Below are 19,963 nucleotides of genomic sequence, written 5' to 3' on the forward strand. Positions count from 1 at the left end.
CGTAGCTGGGGTCACGTACGTCGCGCGCTGTCCGAATCAGCGCGCCGGCAACGCGATGGCCTGGTCTTCGACACAGGCCACCAGCTGCTCGCCGGCACCGAGCACCGGTGCGATGCCGGCGGTGAATCCGGAAAACGCCGGCAGGATCGTCATTCCCTCGCGCATCCAGAACGACGGCCACCGCCGCTGCATGCCGGGCAGGCGCGCCAGCGGGTGCAGATGGCCGCACAGCACATGCAGGCCCGGCTGACGCTGCGGTGCATGGCGCAGCAGGAAGGGCCCCTCCTGCACACGCTCGCCGAGCAGTTCGATGCCCAGGTCGGCCTTGGGCAACACCCGGTCGTGATTGCCTTCTAGCGCGCCGATCCACAGGTGGGAATGCTGCTCGCGCCATCCCTGCCATTGCCGGTACCACGCCGCGCGATGCGCCGCGCCATGCAGGACATCCCCGAGAATCCACAGATGGCGCACGTCGTGGTGCTGCACCATCGCGCCCAGCCGTTGCAGATCATCGGAGGTGCCGCCACTGGGCAGGCCGATGCCCGATCGCCGGAACAGGTCGGCTTTGCCCAGATGCAGATCGGCGATCAACAGTGCGTGCCGTGCCGGCCAATGCAGCGCACGCGCGCCAAGCAGATGGACGGTCTCGCCGGCGAGGGTGATCGGCAGTTCAGGCGCCATGGCGCTTCTCCAGTTGCTGTGCGGCGCGCAGGACGCGGGTCTTCCAGTCTTCGTTGCTGAGCTGGCCGCGCAGCCGCTCGGCCCAGAGTGGGAAGGACAGTGGGCCCAAGCTGGCGGGATGCTGCAGGCTCAGCGTGCGCGCCTGGCAGGTGGTGAGGGCGCGGGCCAGGCTGTCGAGATCGAGTTGATCGTGCAGCACTTCGTGTTCGGCCAGCGTCAGCAGGATGTGATCCGGATCATGTTGGCGCAGGACGTCGTACAGCAATCCGCTGGAGGCCTGCAGCTGACGCAGGCTGCGCGGTGTCCGCCCCGGCAGCGCGGGTACCAGCATGCCGGACACGCGCGCGATGTCGCGGAACTGGCGTCGGGCAAGCTCGCCCAGATTGAGGCTCTCGCGCAGATCCGCAAGCAGTCCCTGCGGTTCCAGCAACGCGCGCACGCGCGCCGCATCGATCTCAATCGCACGCGCCGGGGCGAGCACGAAACCGTAATCGTTGGCCGCGTAACCGAACGTATTGCTCTGCAGGCGCGTCCAGCGCATCGCCATCAACGCGGCCAGCCCTTCATTGACCTGACGGCCGGCGAAGGGATACACGAACACGAACTGGCCTTCGCGCCGGCGGACATGCTCCACCAGCAGCAGCTCGGGCCCGGGCAGGGCCGACAGGCGCATCTGCAGCGCCAACAGCGGCGCCAACCACCGCATCTCCGGGCTCTCGGGCGGGTGGGCCAGCACGGTTTCCATTTCATGCCCGAGCGCGTCCGACAGCGGCAACCGACCGCCCTGCCAACGCGGTACCACCCCATCGCCGCCGCGCGCTACGCGCACGTAGGCGGTCAGGTTCTCCAGCCGCACCAGTTCCAGCAGGCGGCCGGCGAACTGGAAGCGATCGCCCGGGCGCAGCCGGCTGAGGAACTGTTCCTCCACCGCGCCGAGCCGGCCGCCGCGCAGGAACTGCACCATGACGCTGCCGTCGCTGGTGATGGTGCCGATCGACAATCGATGCCGCAGCGCGACGCGGCGGTCATGCACGCGATAGAGGCCATCGTCATCGCGCACGACCTTGTGGAAGTCCGGGTACTGCGACAGCGCGCGCCCGCCCTGCACGATGAACTCCAGCACGCCCTCCCAGTGCGCGCGGTCCAGCCCGGCAAAGGCATGCGTGCGCCGTACCTGCTCGAACAGCGCATCGGGATCGAAGCCGCCACCGAGGGCGCAGCTCACGGCATGTTGCGCCAGCACGTCCAGGGACAGCCGCAGCGGCCGGCGTGCTTCGATGTGGCCGTGGGCGAGCGCGCGCCTTGCCGCTGCGTACTCAATGAGCTCCAGCGCATGGGAGGGCACGCAGACGATGTGGCCCGATTCGCCGGGGCGGTGCCTGGCGCGCCCCGCACGCTGAAGCAACCGTGCGATGCCCTTGGGGCTGCCGATCTGCAGGACCTGGTCGACATTGGGGAAATCGACGCCGAGATCCAGGCTGGAGGTGGCGACCACGCAGCGCAGCCGGCCCTCGCGCAGGCCTTCCTCGGCCGCGCGGCGCAACGCCGGGTCGAGCGAGCCGTGGTGCAGCGCGAGCGTGGCCGGGTCTTCCGGCCACACCGCGGACAGCGCCTGGTGCCAGAGCTCGGCGTGGGCACGGGTGTTGGTGAACAGCAGGCTGGTACGCACTGTCAGCAGTTTTTCCAGCACGCGCTGCAACTGCGACAGACCCAGATGGCCCGCCCACGGGAAGCGCTCGCCCTGCGCGGGCAGCAGCGTTTCCACACTGACCGGGCGCGGCCGCGCACCAGCCACCAGCGGGGCATCGGGCACATCGGGCAACAGCACTTCGCGCGCTTCGTCCAGATTGCCCAGCGTCGCTGACAGCCCCCACACCTGCAGCGCGGGCAGGGCATCGCGCAGGCGGCGCAGATTCAACTGCAGCAGCACACCGCGCTTGTTGCCGAGCAGTTCGTGCCACTCATCCACCACCACGCAGCGCAGGTGCTGCAGGCGCGCCATCGTATCGGGATAGCTCAGCAGCAGCGCCAGTGATTCGGGCGTGGTCACCAGCACATCCAGCCGCCCTTCACGCGCCAGGCGCTTGTCGCGCGCGCTGGCATCGCCGGTACGCAGGCCCACCTGCCAGTCCAACCCGAGGGCATCCAGCGGCTCACGCAGTGCGCGCGCCGTGTCGGCGGCCAGTGCGCGCAGCGGGGTGATCCACAACACCTGCAGGACCGGTACGGGCGTCTTCGCGCGGCCGCGGGTGGTTCGGGGCGGTGGATCGTTGAGTGCCTGCAGCAGCGGCCCACCGAACATCGCCAGCGTCTTGCCGCTGCCGGTCGGTGTGTGCAGCAGGCCGGACCCGCCGGCCAGGTAATGCCGCCACATCGCTTTCTGGAAGGGCAACGGTGCCCAGCCCCGGCTGGCGAACCACGCCGTCAGGCGGGCCATGGCCTCGCGTCGCGTCACCGCGCCAGCGCCTGCAGCTGGGCGAGAGTGTCGGCCTCGCTGGCCGGCTTGTCATGCCGCCAGCGCAGGATGCGCGGGAAGCGTACGGCGATGCCGGACTTGTGCCGCTTGCTGCGGTTCACCGCTTCGAAGCCGAGCTCGAACACCTGCTCGCCACGCACGCTGCGCACCGGCCCGAAGCGCTCGATCGTGTTCGCGCGGATCCAGCGGTCCAGCGCGAGGATTTCCTTGTCGTCCAGACCCGAGTAGGCCTTGGCCACCGGCACCAGCGTCTCGCCGTCCCACACCCCGAAGGTGTAATCGGTGTAGAGCGTGCTGCGCCGGCCGTGGCCGGACTGCGCGTAGATCATCACCGCATCGATGGTCAGCGGGGCGATCTTCCACTTCCACCAGTCGCCGCGTCGGCGCCCGGCCTGGTAGACGGAGTCGCCGCGTTTGAGCATCAGCCCTTCCACACCACGCTCGCGGGCCAGATCGCGCTGCGCGGCCGCCGCGCTCCAATCGGCCACGCGGACGGCCGGCGACAGCATCAGGCGCGGGTCGGCCAGCGTGGCGAGCACCTCGGCCAGGCGCGCACGCCGTTGCGACAGCGGCAAGGCGCGCAGGTCGTCACCGTCCAGTTCGAGCAGATCGTAGGCGAGCACGCGCACCGGCGTATCGCGCAGCGTCTTGGGGCCAGGCTTGAGGCGCTGGATGCGCGTCTGCAGCGCGGTGAAGGGCAGCGGCAGATCATCGCCGTCGGCCCAGGCCAGCAGTTCGCCATCGATCACGCAGCCATCGGGCAGCGCCATCGCCGCCGCTTCGATCTCCGGGAAGCGCCCATCCAGCCGTTCTTCGCCGCGCGACCACAGCGCGACCTCGCCCTGGCGGCGCAGTACCTGCAGGCGGATGCCATCCCATTTCCATTCCAGCAGCCAGTCGTCGATCGGCCCGAGCGTGTCGACCTCCGCCTCCAGTGGTGAGGCCAGGAAGAACGGATAGGGCTGCTGGCGATCTTCCGGCCGCTCTTCCGGGGACAGCAACGCCGCCAGCAGCCCGGGCGTGGGTACCCAGCTGCCGAGCATGCGCTGGGCGATGCGCGCGATATCCAGGCCCGACCATTCGGCCAGTGCCTGTTGCACCAGCCGCTGCGATACGCCCACGCGCAGCGCGCCGGTCAGCAGCTTGTTGAACACCAGCCGCTCGTCGAAGGCAAGCTGTTGCCACGCCTGCGTGATCGCGGCGTGGCGCACCGGTTCGGGTTGATTGGCGACCGGCAGCAGCTTCTGCTCGATCCAGTCGGCGAGCGCGATATCCGCCCCGGCCTGCACCGGGTCGTCCATCAGCAGGGTGAGGGTCTCGGCCAGATCGCCGACCTGGTCATAGCTGTCGTCCACCAGCCACGCCGGTGTGTCGGACATCTCGGCCACCCACGTGCGCAGTTCGGCGTTGCCGGCGATCTTCTGCCGCGCACTGGTGACCTTGCCGCCGGCCAGCAGGAACAGTGCCCATGCCGCGTCGTGCGGTGGCGCCTGCTGGAAGTAGCGCACCAGCGCAGCGCGCTTGTCGCCGGTAGCGGTGCTGCGGTCGAGTTCGCTGTAGAGCGCGGCGAAGCGTTTCATTCTTCGTCCCCGTAGCCGGTGGCGAACGCCTCGGCGGCGACACCGCGCTCGCGCAGGAACCGGATCAGCGCATCGGTATTGCCGTGGGTGGCGATGACGCGGCGGGCACCGGTCTCGGCGATGGTGCGCAGCAGGTCGGGCCAGTCAGCATGATCGGAGACGACGAAGCCACGGTCGTAGTTACGGCGGCGGCGGTTGCCGCGCACCCGCATCCAGCCGGAGGCAAAGCCCAGCTGCGCACGCTTGAAGCGGCGCATCCACGCGCTGCCCGCGGCCGAGGGCGGGGCAAGAATCAACTTGCCGGCGAACTCGGCACCGCGCGCCTGTTCGCTGACCGGCTCGGTCGCCAGCATCGGAATCCCGGCTTCGCGGTACACCGCCACGCCGGTGGCGATGGCGCCATGCAGCAGCGCAGGCTGGTCATCCAGTGGCAGCAGCTCGGCGAGGATCCGCTGCGCCTTGCCGAGCGCGTAGCACAGCAGCACGGCCGCCTCGCCGCGGGCTTCGCACTCGCGCCGCCAGGCCACGATGTCGGCGGCGACCTGCGAGGTGTCCGGCCAGCGGTAGACCGGCAGGCCGAAGGTCGCTTCGGTGATGAAGGTGTCGCAGGGCACCACCTCGAACGGGTCGCAGCTCGGATCGGGCTGGCGCTTGTAGTCGCCCGAGGCCACCCATACCCGGCCTGCATGGGCGATACGCACCTGGGCCGAGCCGAGCACATGCCCGGCCGAATGCAGCGAGACCTCGGTGTCGCCCAGGGCGAAGCGCTCGCCGTACGCGTGCGCGGTGCAGTCCACATCGCCCAGGCGCCAGCGCAGGATCGGCAGGGTCTGCGTGGTGCAGTGGTAATGGCCCATGCCGTTGCGCGCGTGATCGCCATGGCCGTGTGTGATCACCGCACGCGGCACCGGCCGCCACGGGTCGATGTGGAAATCACCGGCCGGGCAGTACAGCCCCTCGGGCCGGAGCACCACCAGATCGTCGTTGTCGGCATCGGTGTTCATGCCTGCACTGTGCCGCCGCGCTCGTGCAGGAGGTGAGAATCCGCATGAACGGCGGCCTGCAGGGGGATGCGGCAGAATCGGAGCATCTGTCTGCAAGGAGGTCGCCGTGATGACGTCTGCATTGCCCGCGTTCGAAACGCACCAGGTGAGCAACCAGCCGCCACCTTTCGGGGGGCGCAATCTGTGGGCCGACGACGTCGCGCTGGCCGAGGCAGTACAGCGCGAAGGCGGCGCCGCGTTCGCGGGCCAGTTGGCGCGCTATGGCGGTCTCGCCGGCGATGAGCTCTATCGGATCGGCTTCGATGCCAATCGCGATCGCCCGCGTCTGCGCACCCACGATGCACAGGGCCATCGCATCGATACCGTCGAGTTCCATCCGGCATACCACCAGCTGATGACGGCGGCGAAAACGCATGGCGTGGCCGGGCTGTCCTGGCACGATGGTCGCCCCGGCGCGCACGTGGCACGTGCGGCGTTGAGCTACCTGCATCACCAGGCCGAGGCGGGCACCAGTTGCCCGTTGACGATGACCCACGCTGCGGTCGCCGTGTTGCGCCAGGATCCGTCGCTCGCCGCCTGGGCGGACAAGGCGGCAGCGCCTCACTACGACCCGCGTGACGTACCGATTGCCGACAAGGCCGGGATCACCCTGGGCATGGGCATGACCGAGAAGCAGGGCGGTTCGGACGTACGCAGCAACACCACGCGGGCCGCGCCCCAGGCCGATGGCAGCTATGCGTTGGTGGGCCATAAGTGGTTCTTCTCCGCGCCGATGTCCGATGGCTTCCTGGTGCTGGCGCAGGCGCCGGGCGGCCTGAGCTGTTTCCTCATGCCGCGGCGCCTGGCCGATGGCCACCGCAACGCGTTCCGTCTGATGCGCTTGAAAGACAAGCTTGGCGACTGGTCCAACGCTTCCAGCGAGGTGGAGTTGTGCGGGGCCTGGGCGCAGCGGGTGGGCGAGGAGGGGCGCGGGGTGGCGACCATCATCGGCATGGTCATGATGACGCGGCTGGATTGCATGCTCGGTGCCGCCGCCGAGATGCGCATGGCGCTGGCGCAGGCGCTGCATCACACCCGGCATCGCAGCAGTTTCGGCACGCGGCTGAGCGAGCATCCGCTGATGGCCAACGTACTGGCGGACCTGGCGATCGAATCCGAAGCGGCCACGGTGTTCGCCATGCGCGTGGCACGGGCGGTGGATCAGGCCGGGACGGATCCGCAGCAGGCGGCATTCGCGCGCATCACGACGGCAGTGGGCAAGTACTGGGTGTGCAAGCGCGCGGCCGTGTTCGTCAATGAAGCGCAGGAGTGCCTCGGCGGTGCCGGCTATGTGGAAGAGTCGATGCTGCCACGGCTGTATCGTCAAGCGCCGTTGAATTCCATCTGGGAAGGCAGCGGCAACATCCAGTGCCTGGATGTGCTGCGTGCGCTGTCGCGCGAACCACAGGTGCTGCAGGCGCTGGACGCCGAGCTGGATGCGGTGGCCGGTGTGGATGCGATCTATGACGCCGCCCTGCGGGCGTTGCGCATGCAGCTCGCGGCAACGCCGGAACAAGCACAGGCCCGCCGTATCACCGAACGCCTGGCGCTGGTGTTGCAGGCCGCGGTACTGCTGCGCGCGCAGAGCCCGAACGCATCGGCCTTCATCCGCTCGCGGCTGGGTGCCGAGCATGGGATGGCGTTCGGGACGTTGCCGGCCGACGTGGACTTCGCGGCCGTGCTGAGCCGCGCGCTGCCGTGAACGCGCCCCAATGAAAACGCCCCCTCAGGAGAGGGGGCGTTGGTCACACCCGAAGGCGGCGTGAGGGACGCCGGACTCAGCGCTTGGCTTCGTTGGCGTTCTTCTTGGCATCGTCGGCAACGTCGCGCGCCTTGTCGGCAACCTTCTGCGCGGCATCGGCAGTGGAATCGCTGGCATGGGCAGCCGCATCCTTGGCGGCGACCTTGGCCTCGCCAGCGGCCTCGGAGGTCGCTGCGGCAGCGCGGTCGAGCGCCTGCTGGGTGTCGGCGGCGGCGCGCTCGGAGGCGGCAGCGGCATCGTCGGCGGCAGTGCGGGTGGCGGCCGCGGCCTTGTCGACCGCTTCGCGCGCGGCGGCATTGGTGCTGTCGGCGGCCTGGGCGGCATCACGGCGGGCCTGTTCGGCCTCCGGGCCCTTGCACGCGGCCAGGCCGAGCAGCAGGGAAGCAGCCAGCAGGGAGGTGGTCAGCGGACGGATCTTCATGTGGCGCTCCAGAACGGCGATGGATGGGAGGCCAGCCTATTCATGCGCCTGTGAAGAACCGGTGCGCGACAGGACATGCACAACACGCGCCCAAAGAAAAAGCCGCTGGCGAACCAGCGGCTTCTTCAGACTTGCTTGAAGAAAGAAGTTATTACTTCTTGGCTTCTTCAGCAGCGTCCTTGGCCTTCTCGGCGGTGCCTTCGGCAGCCTTGGCAGCGTCAGCAGCCTGGTCGGCAGCAGCGTCGGTGGCAGCGCCAGCAGCCTGGGCAGCGGCATCGGCCGAAGCGTCAGCAGCGGTGGTGGCGGTGTCGGCAGCAGCCTGGGCAGCGTCAGCAGCCGGGGCGCCAGCAGCAGCGGCCTGGTCAGCAGCGGCCTGGGCGTCAGCGGCAGCTTCGTTGGCCGAAGCGGCGGCGTCAGCAGCCTGCTCCTGCTTCGAGCAGGCGGTCAGAGCCAGGCCCAGGGCCATTGCGATCAGCAGCTTGTTGATGCTCATTGTTGTGAATCCTCGTCGTTAGATTAGGCAACGCGCTATTGCGCGCCCGGCAACATGATGACAAGCCACGATTGGCTGTCAAGCGATCGCGCATTCAGTTTTGAGAAATGCGCGTTAAACCAAATCAAATCAATTCGATAGCGATGGCGGTTGCTTCGCCGCCGCCGATGCACAGGGTAGCAATTCCGCGCTTGGCGTCACGCTTGCGCAATGCGTTCACCAGCGTGACCACCAGCCGTGCACCGGAGGCACCGATGGGATGGCCCAATGCGCAGGCGCCGCCATTGACATTGACCTTGTCGTGCGGAATGCCCAGCTCGCGGATCGGCGCCATCGCGACCACGGCGAAGGCTTCGTTGATCTCGAACAGATCCACCTGGTCCAGCGTCCAGCCGGTCTTCTCCAGCAGCTTCTGGATCGCACCGATGGGGGCGGTGGTGAACCATTCCGGCGCCTGCGAGTGCGTCGCATGGCCGACGATGCGGGCCAGCGGCTGCAGCCCGCGGGCGGCGGCATCTTCTTCGGCCAGCAGCACCACGGCGGCAGCGCCGTCGGAGATGCTCGACGAGCTGGCGGCGGTGACCGTGCCGTCCTTCTTGAACGCCGGGCGCAGGGTCGGGATCTTGGCGATGTCCGAGCGGCTCGGCTGCTCGTCCTGTGCGTATTCGACCTCACCCTTGCGCGTGCTGACCTTCACCGGAACGATTTCACCATCGAAAGCGCCATTGGCCTGGGCGGCCTGCGCACGGCGCACCGATTCGATGGCGAAGGCATCCTGGTCCTCGCGGCTGACCTGGTACTTCTCCACGGTGCACTCGGCGAACTCGCCCATGGCTTTGCCGTCATACGCATTGACCAGACCGTCGTGGGCCATGTGGTCGATCACCTGGAAGTTGCCGAAGCGGTTGCCGGTGCGCGAGTTGGGGATCATGTGCGGGGCGTTGGACATCGACTCCATGCCGCCGGCGACCACGATGCTGGCCGAGCCGGCCTTGATCAGGTCATGCCCCAGCATGATGGCCTTCATGCCCGAGCCGCACACCTTGTTGAGGGTGGTGGCGCCGGTGGAGACCGGAATCCCGGCGGCGATCGCGGCCTGGCGGGCCGGCGCCTGACCGAGGTTGGCCGGCAGCACGCAGCCCATGATCACTTCGGAAACGTCCGCAGCCGGTACTCCGGACTGCTCCAGGGCCGCGGCGATCACGGTGGACCCCAGGGTCGGGGACGGCACGCCGTTGAACTGGCCCAGGAAGGAGCCGATGGCGGTGCGCTTGGCGGCGGCGATGACGATGTTGGACATGTGCAATCTCTTTGGTGCGTGAGCGAAGAGCGGAATGGGAACGCGGGCGTTGGAAGCCGACGCATTTCCCGGCAGACTGCGTGGGGGTCGGTCCAGTATAGAGGGTCGGCATTGACTGCCGGTGTCTGCCCGGGGGCAGGCAGGTGGGGAAGGTCCATTCACAAGGGGAGCAGGGATGAAGCAGGTTGTGATCGGCAGGTCGGCCTTGGCCGCGGCATTGGCGCTGGCACTGAGTGCGTGCGGAGGCGGGGGCAGCAATGTCCGAGGGGACCTGGAGCCGTCGCCTCCCCCAACCACGCCCCCGTCGCCGCCGCCCACCACACCGCCTTCTCCGCCGCCGACCACGGCCCCGCCGCCGCAGCCGTCCATCGATGCGCACCTGAGCATCGTCCAGGCGGGCCCGGCGCAGTCTGCCGGCTGGACCGGGTCCGGCGTGCGCATCGGCGTGGTCGATTCGGGCGTGAACCGCGAGCACCCGGCACTGAACGGGCGGGTGCTGGCCAATTACACCTATGTCGATCCCCGCGTGAACAATGTCAATGTGGATGACGTGGTCGGTCACGGCACCGTGGTGGCCCAGCTGGCGGCCGGCGCCAGGGTCGGCAGCTGGCCGGGTGGTGTGGCCAGCGAAGCGCAGATCGTCTCGGCGCGCATCATTGCTGACAAGCGCCCCGTCGATGACGGTTCGGGCAGTGGCAACGAGATCACCGGTGCGGTCGGTCTGGACGGTGTGCATCAGGATCTGATCGCCGCCGGCGTCAAGATCATGAACAACTCGTGGGGCGGCCTGTACTGGACCAACCCCTCCGCCACCGCGCCGATCGCCCAGGAATACCGCCCCTTCATCCTCAGCAATGGCGGCCTGGTGGTGTTCGCCACCGGCAACGAGAGCAAGCCCAATCCGTCCAGCATGGCGGCGCTGCCCAGCCAGGTCGGCCCGGGCGGCAGCCTGCCCGCTGCGGATCTGGAACGCGGCTGGCTGAGCGTGACCGCAGTGGACACCGCCGACCCGAGCAAGCTGGCTTCGTATGCCAACGCCTGTGGCGTGGCGGCACGCTATTGCCTGGCCGCCCCGGGCATGGTGGCCTACGTCGATCCCGCCAGCAAAGGGGGCACGCCAACCTACTTTTACGGTTCGGGCACGTCCTACGCGGCGCCGCTGGTCTCCGGCGCGGCCGCCCTGGTGTGGCAGAAGTACCCGTATTTCACCAATGATCTGGTGCGCCAGACGCTGCTCGGCACGGCCACCGATCTCGGTGCGGCCGGCGTGGACAGAACGTTCGGCTATGGCCTGCTCAACATCGCCAAGGCGATCAACGGTCCGGCCAGGCTGGACTGGGGCGATACGACGGTCAATGTCAGCACGCCGGGGCTGAATTCGGTATGGAGCAACGACATCAGCGGCAGCGGCGGACTGACCAAGCAGGGTACGGGTGCGTTGACCCTGGCCGGCGCCAATACCTACACCGGTGACACGTTCATCGAGCGCGGCACCCTCGCGCTGCGCGGCGGTGCGTCGCTGCGTTCCAACGTGCTCATCGTGCCGCAGGCCGGTGACCCCAACGGCGCGGCGCTGCAGTTCATGAACGGCACCACGCGGGTGAGTGGCAACGTGGACAACGGCGCCAGCGTGATGCTGCGCAGCGACAACATCGATGCGGTCATCGAAGGCAACTACATCCAGCGTGCCGGCGCGCAACTGGTCGTGGCACTGGGGGCCAACCCGCTCATGGTGAACGGCACCGCCACGCTGGCCGGCACGGTCCGTGTGGACAGCATCATCGCCGGTTACGTGCCCCGTGACGGACGCACGCAGCCACTGCTGCACGCCGATGGTGGGGTGGCCGGCACGTTCGCCAGCGTCACCAACGGACTGGCACCCGGCAGCCTGCTCCAGGCCAGCCTGCTGCACGCCAACAACGACGTCACCATGGTCATCGATCGCATCAGCGTCACCAGCGCCAGCCTCCAGGCCGGCCTGGGCGGCACGGCGCTGGCCTCGGCAGCGCGGGTCGAATCCGCGTTTGAAGTGCTGGATCGCAACGGTGCGGCACTGGACGGGTTTGCCGACGGGGCCGGGAAGCTGCAGCAGGTGGATGGCGCCAGCGCCTTGCAGGCCAGCCTGGACAGCCTCTCCGGCAAGGCGCATGCCCTGGCCACGGCAGCGACCTTCGACAGCATCGACATGAACCGTCGTGCGCTGTCGGCACGGCTCGGTGAGGTGCAGGCCGTGCCACGCCTGCGCGGTGCCTGGCAGAGCACGCTGGGCGAGGCGGGCCAAGGCAGTTTCGCCGGCAACGGCGTGGCGACCCGCGGCTGGATGATGGGCCAGGACATGGCGTTGGGCAGCCACGGCATGCTCGGTGTCGCGTTCGGTGAAACGCGCAGCTACGGCAGCCGCGAGTGGGGCAGTGACCGCGGCCGCGACCGTCAGTCGCAGGCGCAGGTGTATGCCGGCTGGGGCACCGGCCGCGCCTATGCGATGGGCCAGGTCGGCGCGGGCCAGTTCACCCGTGAGATCGATCGCCAGTTGCTGCTCGGTGCGGGGCAGTACGGCGTCAATGCGCGCTATGGCGGCAGCTTCAGTGCGGCCAGCGTGGAGTCGGGCTACCGTTTCGGCAGTGCCACCGCCTCGCTGACGCCTTACCTGGGCGCCGAGTACGCCCGGGTGGACAGCGATGGTTTCAGTGAAACAGGCGGCATGGGTTTCGGTCTGCGCGCGCGCGATGCCGTGAGTACGCGCAGCCAGGCGTTGGCCGGCCTGCGCGCCGAGCGGCGCTGGGGCGGCTGGTCGCTGCGCGGCTATGTCGAATGGCAGCAGCATCTGTCCAGCGACGGCCTTTCGCTGGATGCCAGCTTCGTCGGTGTCGAGGCCTGGGCGCCGGTGGCCGGGGTGCAGCCGGCCCGCTCGGGCGGGTTGTTCGGGCTTTCGCTGGAGTCATGGTTGAGCCGCAACAGCCGCCTGGCATTCGGGTACGACCAGCGCTTTGGGCCACGCGGCGATCTGCGTCAGGCGCAGCTGCGGTATTCGGCTGGGTTCTAGACGCGGGCCTGGCCGCGACGCACGAAAAAAGAGGGCGCGATCGATGATCGCGCCCTCTTCGTTTGTCAGCGCAGCGGCTCAGTTGCCGCGCAGGCTGCCCCGGCGCGGCGTGCTGCGGCCCAGCGGCATCTTCAGTTTGCCGATCGACAGGATGCGCGATTCGGCGATCTGGTCGGCGGCGCGCTGCGGGGCGATGCCCTCGCTCTGCGACAGCGCGAAGATGCGGCCGAGGTTGTGGTAGATGCTGCGGATCAGGCGCATCGCGCGCTCACGGTTGTAGCCGTCGATCTCCAGCGAGACGTTCATGACGCCACCGGCGTTGACCGCGTAATCCGGTGCGTAGAGGATGCCGCGCGCGTGCAGTTCATCGCCGACCTCCAGGCTGGAGAGCTGGTTGTTGGCGGTACCACAGACGATCTTGCACTTCAGGCGCGGCAGCGTGTCTGGATTGATCGCGCCTTCCAGCGCGCAGGGCGCGAAGATGTCGGCGTTGACGTCGTAGATGTCTTCCGGCTTGACCGCCTCTGCACCGTATTCGGTGACAGCGCGATCCACGCGCGTGCTGTCCAGGTCGCTGACGTACAGCTTGGCGCCACGATCGCGCAGCAGCTTCACCAGCTCCATGCCGATATGGCCCAGGCCCTGCACCGCGATGCTGGCCTTGCCCACTTCCTCATGGCCCAGCTTGTGCTGCATCGACGCCATCAGCGCCTGCAGCGCGCCGTATGCGGTGAACGGTGCCGGGTCACCGGAGCCGCCATGCACCTGGTGGACGCCGGTGACGTACTCGCTCTCCAGGTAGATGTTCTCCATATCGTTGACATCGGTGCCGACGTCCTCGGCGGTGATGTAGCGGCCACCCAGCGAATCGACATAGCGGCCGAAGGCGCGGAACAGCACTTCGGTCTTGTCGCGCTTCGGGTCGCCGATGATCACCGCCTTGCCGCCACCCACGTTGAGGCCGGCCAAGGCGTTCTTGTAGGTCATGGTGCGGCTCAGGCGCAGCGCATCGGCCAGGGCCTCGTCGGTACTGGCGTAGGGACGCATGCGCACACCGCCCAAGGCCGGGCCGAGGGTGGTGTTGTGGATGGCGATGATCGCCCTCAGACCGGCGTCGCGGCTGTGGCAGAACACCACTTGTTCGTGACCGGTGGTTTCGAGGGTTTCAAATAACATGGTGGCTCCGATGGTGCGAACGGTGGCGAACAGCGGCGAACGCGCCAGCAAAAGGTGGGTTGTAAAACAAAAAAAGCGACGTCGTCGGGTCTCGGACGGGTCGCGCGGCGCCATTCTAGTGCATTCCGACGGACGGTGTTGTCAGGGGTCTTGCGCCCCACGGCCATTAAAGTTGCTGAAGCGCAGGCCGATGCCGTGGCAACGGTGTGGATGGCCGGTCATCGCAGGAAGGATCACGTGGGCGCAGTCGCAACAAGGCAAGTGCGGGACCCGGCGCGTCCAGGGCCATGGGCATGATCGGCGCTGTGGTTGTCGGCGCCGCCGTGCTGGCGCTGCTTGGCATGGCCGCTGTGCTCCGTCACCGGCGTGCCGTGGTGGCGCCGTCGATGGCCCGTGGCACTGCCACGCACGGGCGAGCCGCGGCGTTGCCGGTTGCCCCGGTAGCGCCGGGTACCGATCCGGTGGGGGTGCTGCAGGCCGGGCTGCATACGCTGGCACTGGTGCCGCGCAGTGGCGATGCCGCCGACGCCGCGGCCCCGCGCACCGTTGAACTGCGTGATGCCGTCACCGCCTCGCTGCTGGCGCGGGACTGGTCGGCCAAACACCTGCCCCGCCGCCCGCAGCTGCTGCCGCAGCTGATCCAGACCGTCAACGACAGCGACGCCTCGGCGCGCGCCATGGCCGGGATCATCGGCCAGGACCCGGTGTTGACCGGCAATCTGCTGCGCATCGCCAACAGCCCGGTCTACCGGGTGCAGGCGCGCCCGGTGGAGACCCTGCAGCGTGCGGTCACCCTGGTTGGTACCGATGGCATCCGCCAGATCATCAGCGCGGTGCTGGTGCAGCCGGTGATGCAGCTGCAGTGCGATGCCTTTCCCCAGTTCAGTGCGGTGATCTGGGAGCATGCGCTGCTGGCCTCGCGTGCTGCCGCCGACCACGCACGCACGGTGACCCATGAAGATGGCTTCGCCGCGCAGTGGCTGGGCCTGACCCAGGGCCTGGGCGCGGCGCTGGTGATGCGCCATCTGCTCGATGCCTGCGCGCAACAGGCGCTCGCCGCCCCGCCGCGCACGCTGGCGGCGGATCTTCTCGACAGTTGGACCCTGCCGGTGGCCAGCCGCATCGCCGCGGCATGGGAGCTGCCCAAGGCCGTGCACGATGCCTTGATCCGCCAGAGTGGCAGTGGGCTGGCGGCCAGCCTGCGCTTTGCCCGTGCGGCGGCGGCGGCCAGCCTGCTGTGCCGCCATGGCCAGATCGGTCAGGTCCAGGCCCTGGCGTTGCTGGAGCAACTGGACGACACACCGCCGCACGCACTGCAGTGGATCTGGCGGCGCGTGCACGGGCGCGCCGTGGAAACGCTGGAGGGCGACGAGGCCGAGCGCGACGTGGCCCAGGCCGGCTGAGCTAGAGCTGCGACTCCAGCGGCAGCCAGCTGATCGCGCGTGCGCTGGCCCGCAGCCAGAACCCGGTGTCCGGTTCGGTATACAGCCAGTGCGGCGGCTGCGCATCGCGCTCCAGCCACCGCACGTCGCCGTCCGGTCCCAGGGCCACCCAGTAGCTCTGGCGTGGGCTGGCCAGGCGCAGGTACTCCTCGCGCAGCTGCGCGGCGAGCACCGGATCGTTGAACAGCACGCCCATCTCGGTGTTCAGATACGCCGAGCGCGGGTCCAGATTGAATGAGCCGACGAAGCCGCGCTGGTCGTCGATCATGAACGCCTTGGTGTGCAGGCTGGCGCCACTGCTGCCGAACAGACCGCCGCCATCGACGTTGCCGCGCGATTTGAGCTCGTACAGCTGCACGCCACTGCGCAGCAACGGTGCCCGGTAGTGCATGTAACCGCTGTGCACGGCGGCCACATCATTGGCAGCCAGGGAGTTGGTGATGACCGCGACCTGGGCCCCGCGCGCGACCATCGCGCCCAAGCCCTCGGTGCCGTCCTCGCCAGGAACGAAGTAGGGCGAGATCAGCAAGGCTTTGTGCTGTGCGCTCTCCAGCTCCTGCACCAGGCGCGTCACCAGCCAGTCGGCCTGATCGTCGCGGCGGTGCTTCATCGGCGGGTCCGAGGCGATCTCCACGTGGTGTGACCAGTGCAGATCCAGCGCATCGCGGTAATACGATTTCGCCGCCTGCGAGCGCGCCACGCGTTCGAGATAGGGCTTGGCACTGTCCAGGCGCGCTTCGTGCTCGCTTTCGCGGATCAGCAGGCGCAGCTGCGGTTCGGTGTAGAACGCCAGCGCACGGATCGGCACGGCGGTATCGCTGTTCCAGTAATCGTCGAAGATCGTGTTGGCCTGCTGCACCGCTTCGCCGGCGACCAGCAGGTCCAGGTCGCGGAAGTTCACATCCGGGCGCGCGCTGAAATACTCCTCGCCGATGTTGCGGCCACCGACGATCGCCACGCGCCCGTCGGCGATCCATGACTTGTTGTGCATCCGGTGGTTGACGCTGAAAACGCGCTGCACCATCTCGACCAGCCGCCAGAGCCCGTTGCGGTTGCGGAACGGGTTGTACAGGCGGATCTCGATGTTGGGGTGCGCATCGAGCGCCATCATCAGCGCGTCCTTGTCCTGCGCGTTCATGTCATCGAGCAGGATGCGTACCCGCACGCCGCGCTCGGCCGCGCGGTACAGCTCGTTGGCCATGAGATGGCCGATGAGGTCGTCGTGCCAGATGTAGTACTGCAGGTCCAGGCTGCGCCCGGCGTGCTGGGTGATCACCGCGCGTGCGGCGTACGCGTCCAGCCCGTCGGACAGGAAGGCCACACCGGTCTGGCCGGGGTGCTCGGCCTGCAGGCGGACCAGCTCGCGATCGATCGGGGTCTGGTCGGCCTGGGTGGGCAGCACCGTCGAACGCTCGCCCACGGCCTGCGGGGTGAGGTGGTCGGCCAGCAGCAGGCCGCTGAGGACCAGCAGGATCAGCAGGGCGACAACGATCCCCAGCCAGCGCAGCAGCCGGCGCCAGAACGGTTTTTTCTCGGTCATGCCCCGATCGTAAGCGGCCGGGGCGTGCAGGGCGAGTGCTGGCGCGGTTTAGAAGCGCTCGTCCGGCGCCAGGTAACGCCACTGGCCCGGGACCAGCTTGCCCATCGCCACGCGGCCGATGCGCAGGCGGCGGATGCTGATGACCTCCAGCCCGACCTGGGCGCACATGTCGCGCAGCTGGCCCGGATGCACCGGCTTGATCGCAAAGCGCAGGCGGGTTTCGTTCTGCCAGCTCACCTTGCACGGTGGCAACGGCCAGCTGCGGAAGCTCAGGCCGTGCGCGAGGCGCTTCATGCCATAGGGCGCCAGCTCGCCACTGACTTCCACCAGGTATTCCTGCTCCAGCGTTGCGCCGCGATCCTTCAGGTGCGAGATCACGCGCCCGTCCTGGCTGACCACCACCAGGCCGCTTTCGTCGTCGGACAGCGGCATCACCAGCTGCAGGGCGTGGAAATGCCGCTGCAGCAGGGTCACCCCGGTGGCGTCGAGTTCACTGCGGCTTTCCGGGGTCACCAGGGCGCACAGTTCGTCCGAGCGCATGCCGGCCGGCTTGTGCAGCAGCATGCTCACGGTCTCGGTGCGGGTCGCCTCGGCGTTCTCGCGCAGCACGATGTCCTCGTCGGTGACCATCGTCTGCGGCTGTTCGACCACCTGGCCGTTGACGGTCACCCAGCCGCCCTCGATGTAGCGCTGGGCGTCGCCACGGGAGCAGCCGATCAGGCTGGTCAGGCGTTTGTCGAGTCGGATCGGGTCGGTCATGGGGCAGGCAACATAAAACGGGAAACGGGCGGGGAGTGTACTGGCTGGGGCCCGGCGCTGCGCGATGAGGGCCGCTGCGGCTCAGGCCGGCGTGCGTTCCAGGTGGGTCAGGTACAGGCGCAGATCGAACTCCAGCTGGTGATAGTCCGCTTCCATGTGGGTACACAGCTGGTAGAAGGCCTTGTTGTGGTCCGATTCCTTCAGATGGGCCAGCTCGTGCACCACGATCATCTTCAGGAACGGCGCCGGTGCCTCGCGGAACACCGTGGCGATGCGGATCTCGCGGCTGGCCTTGAGCCGGCTGCCCTGCACCCGCGAGACCGTGGTGTGGGTGCCCAGCGCGTGCTTGAGCACCTGCAGCCTGCTGTCGTAGATCACCTTGGACAGCGGCGCGGACTGGCGCAGGTAGCGCTCTTTCAGGCCCTGGGTGTAATCGTAGAGCTGGCGGTCGTTGCGGACCGTATGCAGTTCGGCATAGCGCTGCTCCAGCCACGGCCCCAGCCGGTCGCCCGCGATCAGCTCGCGCACCTGCTGCTGCAGGGCGTCGGGATAGCCGGCGAGGTACTTCAGGGCGGTCATCGGGCGGTTGGGGCGGGACGGGCAGACCAGTATGATGGCCTCCGGAATCCCGCAACAACAGATGCTAGGCGTATGGCGAAGGCAAATCCCCTGCAGGAGCAGCTGCTCAAGGCTGGGCTGGTCAAGAAATCCCAGGTCTCCCAGGCCGCCCGTGAACAGGTGAAAGCCCGTCACGGCAAGGCCCCGGCCGCGCCCAGCGAAAGCCAGCGCGAGGCCGAGCGCCTGCGCGCGGAAAAGGCCGAGCGCGATCGCGCGCTGGAAGCCGAGCGCAAAGCCAAGGCCCACGCCCAGGAACTGCAGGCCCAGGTCCGCCAGATCGTCGAGGCACACAAGGTCAAGCGTGAAGGCGAGAGCGAGTACCGCTTCAACGATGGCACGCTGATCCGCACCCTGCTGGTCAACAACGTGCTGCGCCGCCAGCTGGCCTCGGGCAGCCTGGTGATCGTGCGCCATGGCGACGGCTTCGAACTGCTGCCGCGGGCGGCGGCCGAGAAGGTCCGCGAGCGCGATGCCAGCGTGATCGTGCTCGACAACAGCCAGCCCGGCAGCGAGCCCAGCACCGGCAACGCCGAGGACGATGCGTACTACGCCCAGTTCCAGGTGCCGGACGACCTGGTCTGGTAAGCCCCGTCTGAAGCGTTCACCCGGCGCCGCGGGCGTTCAGCCCCACGTCGGCTCGGCGTCGTGGGCCGGGTCTATGCTGGTGGCCTGACACCGGCATGGGAGACACATCATGGCGACAGGTTGGGCAAGCAACGGCGCCGTCCAGGATCAGATCGACGCCACCGTCGATGAGGCCATCCAGCGGGCCCGCGCACAGTTGCGCGACGGCCCCGGATTGACCCACTGCGAGCACTGCGACGCGCCCATTCCCGAGGCGCGGCGGAAGGCCGTGCCCGGCGTACGACTATGCGTGCGCTGCCAGGAAGAAGAGGACGCCGCCCAGCAGGAGGGCAGCGGCTACAACCGCCGCGGCAGCAAGGACAGCCAGCTGCGCTAGGTATCGATCCCGCAGCGGGCATTGCCTGGCCGACGGCGGCGGGACTCAGCCGTCCCCTTGAATCCCGCCCGGCGCCTGCGAAGGATCGCGCCAACGGCGCACGGTGCGTTGGAAAAACATGTTGTTGGGCATCTGCAGGACCGTGCCTTCATGCCCACTGCCGGTTTCCTGCAACGTGGTGTAGATCAGATTGATGTCGATCACGCGGCCCTTGAGTCCAGGCTTCTCACCGTTTTCCAGCAGCTCGATGTAATCGTGCAGGCGGAACGGCCGCGTGGTGAAGATCAGCAGCGTGCAGAAGATGTTGGACAGCACGCTCCACGCGGCGAAGAACGCCACCGCGCCGACCGCGGCGAACCCGGTGAAGGCGGTCCACAGCACCGTTGCCGAGACGCCCACGATGTTGAGCACGATCAGCAGCACGGTGAAATACACCAGGAAGGTGAACACCCGACGTGCGCCCATGATCATTTCCGGCGGGAGTGTGTAGTGCTCACCGACGCGGCGGATCAGCCGCCGGGCAACCAGCCGCAGCAGCCAGGCCACCAGCAGGGTCACCAGAATCTGCAGGGCAGGGACCCCGTAGTGCAGCCATTCGTGGGTCCAGGCGGGCAGATGGTCTTTCATGGGGGCGGAATTCCTTTGCAGCGATAGTGCCGATCCCGCCA

General features: G+C 68.3%; 17 protein-coding genes. 5 read left to right on the top strand and 12 right to left on the bottom strand.

Annotated features, from left to right (window positions below; translation table 11 throughout):
• Positions 1–36 precede the first annotated feature (36 nt).
• The 4 genes from pdeM to ABE483_RS07755 are packed head-to-tail and all read right to left on the bottom strand — an operon-like array spanning position 37 to position 5,741.
• Positions 37–681 carry a ligase-associated DNA damage response endonuclease PdeM gene (gene pdeM / locus ABE483_RS07740; protein ID WP_313211367.1) on the bottom strand — a complete coding sequence of 215 codons (645 nt, stop codon included), beginning with the start codon at positions 679–681 and terminating at the stop codon, positions 37–39.
• Positions 671–3,118 carry a ligase-associated DNA damage response DEXH box helicase gene (locus tag ABE483_RS07745; protein ID WP_346481460.1) on the bottom strand — a complete coding sequence of 816 codons (2,448 nt, stop codon included), beginning with the start codon at positions 3,116–3,118 and terminating at the stop codon, positions 671–673. Before ABE483_RS07745 ends, pdeM begins: the two co-directional genes overlap by 11 nt.
• Before the next feature lie 14 nt (positions 3,119–3,132).
• Complete coding sequence (locus ABE483_RS07750) at positions 3,133–4,737, bottom strand: ATP-dependent DNA ligase (RefSeq protein ID WP_313211368.1); 1,605 nt, start codon at positions 4,735–4,737, stop codon at positions 3,133–3,135.
• Positions 4,734–5,741 (bottom strand): ligase-associated DNA damage response exonuclease, encoded by a 1,008-nt coding sequence (locus ABE483_RS07755; protein ID WP_313211369.1) that lies wholly within the window; start codon positions 5,739–5,741, stop codon positions 4,734–4,736. Before ABE483_RS07755 ends, ABE483_RS07750 begins: the two co-directional genes overlap by 4 nt.
• Before the next feature lie 109 nt (positions 5,742–5,850).
• Here ABE483_RS07755 and ABE483_RS07760 point away from each other — a divergent pair, with 109 nt between their 5' ends.
• Entirely contained in the window at positions 5,851–7,482 is a 1,632-nt protein-coding gene (locus tag ABE483_RS07760) for an isovaleryl-CoA dehydrogenase (protein ID WP_346481461.1), read from the top strand.
• Positions 7,483–7,558: 76 nt separating this feature from the next.
• Here the strand turns inward: ABE483_RS07760 and ABE483_RS07765 are convergent, their stop codons facing one another.
• The 3 genes from ABE483_RS07765 to ABE483_RS07775 form a co-directional block, all read right to left on the bottom strand.
• Positions 7,559–7,963 (bottom strand): hypothetical protein, encoded by a 405-nt coding sequence (locus ABE483_RS07765; protein WP_152154110.1) that lies wholly within the window; start codon positions 7,961–7,963, stop codon positions 7,559–7,561.
• A gap of 151 nt (positions 7,964–8,114) precedes the next feature.
• Positions 8,115–8,456, bottom strand: a complete 342-nt coding sequence (locus ABE483_RS07770; protein ID WP_088434503.1) for a hypothetical protein — start codon at positions 8,454–8,456, stop codon at positions 8,115–8,117.
• A 124-nt stretch (positions 8,457–8,580) separates the two neighbouring features.
• A complete protein-coding gene (locus ABE483_RS07775) occupies positions 8,581–9,756 on the bottom strand; it encodes a thiolase family protein (RefSeq protein ID WP_346481462.1) in 1,176 nt (391 codons plus the stop codon).
• Between the two features lie 175 nt (positions 9,757–9,931).
• Between ABE483_RS07775 and ABE483_RS07780 the strand changes: the two genes are divergently transcribed.
• Positions 9,932–12,799 (top strand): S8 family serine peptidase, encoded by a 2,868-nt coding sequence (locus tag ABE483_RS07780; protein WP_346481463.1) that lies wholly within the window; start codon positions 9,932–9,934, stop codon positions 12,797–12,799.
• Positions 12,800–12,877: 78 nt separating this feature from the next.
• On the opposite strand, the gene ABE483_RS07785 is transcribed toward ABE483_RS07780, so the two are convergent.
• Positions 12,878–13,975: a Glu/Leu/Phe/Val dehydrogenase dimerization domain-containing protein gene (locus tag ABE483_RS07785; protein ID WP_121041184.1), complete on the bottom strand. Its 1,098-nt coding sequence runs from the start codon at positions 13,973–13,975 to the stop codon at positions 12,878–12,880.
• 287 nt (positions 13,976–14,262) lie between these two features.
• Here ABE483_RS07785 and ABE483_RS07790 point away from each other — a divergent pair, with 287 nt between their 5' ends.
• Positions 14,263–15,378, top strand: a complete 1,116-nt coding sequence (locus tag ABE483_RS07790; protein ID WP_313211372.1) for an HDOD domain-containing protein — start codon at positions 14,263–14,265, stop codon at positions 15,376–15,378.
• 1 nt (position 15,379) lies between these two features.
• Here ABE483_RS07790 and ABE483_RS07795 read toward each other — a convergent pair whose 3' ends face one another.
• The 3 genes from ABE483_RS07795 to ABE483_RS07805 all read right to left on the bottom strand — a co-directional run bounded on the left by ABE483_RS07795 (position 15,380) and on the right by ABE483_RS07805 (position 18,295).
• Entirely contained in the window at positions 15,380–16,957 is a 1,578-nt protein-coding gene (locus tag ABE483_RS07795; RefSeq protein WP_346463024.1) for a phospholipase D family protein, read from the bottom strand.
• A 48-nt stretch (positions 16,958–17,005) separates the two neighbouring features.
• Complete coding sequence (locus ABE483_RS07800; RefSeq protein WP_121038691.1) at positions 17,006–17,716, bottom strand: rRNA pseudouridine synthase; 711 nt, start codon at positions 17,714–17,716, stop codon at positions 17,006–17,008.
• Between the two features lie 81 nt (positions 17,717–17,797).
• Positions 17,798–18,295: a M48 family metallopeptidase gene (locus ABE483_RS07805; RefSeq protein ID WP_313211374.1), complete on the bottom strand. Its 498-nt coding sequence runs from the start codon at positions 18,293–18,295 to the stop codon at positions 17,798–17,800.
• A gap of 72 nt (positions 18,296–18,367) precedes the next feature.
• On the opposite strand from ABE483_RS07805, the gene ABE483_RS07810 reads away from it, so the two are divergent.
• Positions 18,368–18,919 (top strand): DUF2058 domain-containing protein, encoded by a 552-nt coding sequence (locus ABE483_RS07810; protein ID WP_313211375.1) that lies wholly within the window; start codon positions 18,368–18,370, stop codon positions 18,917–18,919.
• A gap of 109 nt (positions 18,920–19,028) precedes the next feature.
• Positions 19,029–19,295, top strand: coding sequence for a DksA/TraR family C4-type zinc finger protein (locus ABE483_RS07815; RefSeq protein ID WP_346481464.1), 267 nt, complete (start codon positions 19,029–19,031; stop codon positions 19,293–19,295).
• 45 nt (positions 19,296–19,340) lie between these two features.
• Here ABE483_RS07815 and ABE483_RS07820 read toward each other — a convergent pair whose 3' ends face one another.
• A complete protein-coding gene (locus ABE483_RS07820) occupies positions 19,341–19,922 on the bottom strand; it encodes a mechanosensitive ion channel family protein (protein ID WP_313211376.1) in 582 nt (193 codons plus the stop codon).
• Between the last annotated feature and the right edge of the window lie 41 nt (positions 19,923–19,963).

Origin of the sequence: Stenotrophomonas sp. TWI602, assembly GCF_039674045.1 — a bacterium.
In the GTDB taxonomy this organism is placed as follows: Bacteria; Pseudomonadota; Gammaproteobacteria; order Xanthomonadales; family Xanthomonadaceae; genus Stenotrophomonas.

What these genes read in the sequence shown, in the direction of transcription:
- pdeM (WP_313211367.1), bottom strand. Translation starts at nt 681, where the DNA reads ATGGCGCCTGAACTGCCGATCACCCTCGCCGGCGAGACCGTCCATCTG.
- ABE483_RS07745 (WP_346481460.1), bottom strand. Translation starts at nt 3,118, where the DNA reads ATGGCCCGCCTGACGGCGTGGTTCGCCAGCCGGGGCTGGGCACCGTTG.
- ABE483_RS07750 (WP_313211368.1), bottom strand. Translation starts at nt 4,737, where the DNA reads ATGAAACGCTTCGCCGCGCTCTACAGCGAACTCGACCGCAGCACCGCT.
- ABE483_RS07755 (WP_313211369.1), bottom strand. Translation starts at nt 5,741, where the DNA reads ATGAACACCGATGCCGACAACGACGATCTGGTGGTGCTCCGGCCCGAG.
- ABE483_RS07760 (WP_346481461.1), top strand. Translation starts at nt 5,851, where the DNA reads ATGACGTCTGCATTGCCCGCGTTCGAAACGCACCAGGTGAGCAACCAG.
- ABE483_RS07765 (WP_152154110.1), bottom strand. Translation starts at nt 7,963, where the DNA reads ATGAAGATCCGTCCGCTGACCACCTCCCTGCTGGCTGCTTCCCTGCTG.
- ABE483_RS07770 (WP_088434503.1), bottom strand. Translation starts at nt 8,456, where the DNA reads ATGAGCATCAACAAGCTGCTGATCGCAATGGCCCTGGGCCTGGCTCTG.
- ABE483_RS07775 (WP_346481462.1), bottom strand. Translation starts at nt 9,756, where the DNA reads ATGTCCAACATCGTCATCGCCGCCGCCAAGCGCACCGCCATCGGCTCC.
- ABE483_RS07780 (WP_346481463.1), top strand. Translation starts at nt 9,932, where the DNA reads ATGAAGCAGGTTGTGATCGGCAGGTCGGCCTTGGCCGCGGCATTGGCG.
- ABE483_RS07785 (WP_121041184.1), bottom strand. Translation starts at nt 13,975, where the DNA reads ATGTTATTTGAAACCCTCGAAACCACCGGTCACGAACAAGTGGTGTTC.
- ABE483_RS07790 (WP_313211372.1), top strand. Translation starts at nt 14,263, where the DNA reads ATGGGCATGATCGGCGCTGTGGTTGTCGGCGCCGCCGTGCTGGCGCTG.
- ABE483_RS07795 (WP_346463024.1), bottom strand. Translation starts at nt 16,957, where the DNA reads ATGACCGAGAAAAAACCGTTCTGGCGCCGGCTGCTGCGCTGGCTGGGG.
- ABE483_RS07800 (WP_121038691.1), bottom strand. Translation starts at nt 17,716, where the DNA reads ATGACCGACCCGATCCGACTCGACAAACGCCTGACCAGCCTGATCGGC.
- ABE483_RS07805 (WP_313211374.1), bottom strand. Translation starts at nt 18,295, where the DNA reads ATGACCGCCCTGAAGTACCTCGCCGGCTATCCCGACGCCCTGCAGCAG.
- ABE483_RS07810 (WP_313211375.1), top strand. Translation starts at nt 18,368, where the DNA reads ATGGCGAAGGCAAATCCCCTGCAGGAGCAGCTGCTCAAGGCTGGGCTG.
- ABE483_RS07815 (WP_346481464.1), top strand. Translation starts at nt 19,029, where the DNA reads ATGGCGACAGGTTGGGCAAGCAACGGCGCCGTCCAGGATCAGATCGAC.
- ABE483_RS07820 (WP_313211376.1), bottom strand. Translation starts at nt 19,922, where the DNA reads ATGAAAGACCATCTGCCCGCCTGGACCCACGAATGGCTGCACTACGGG.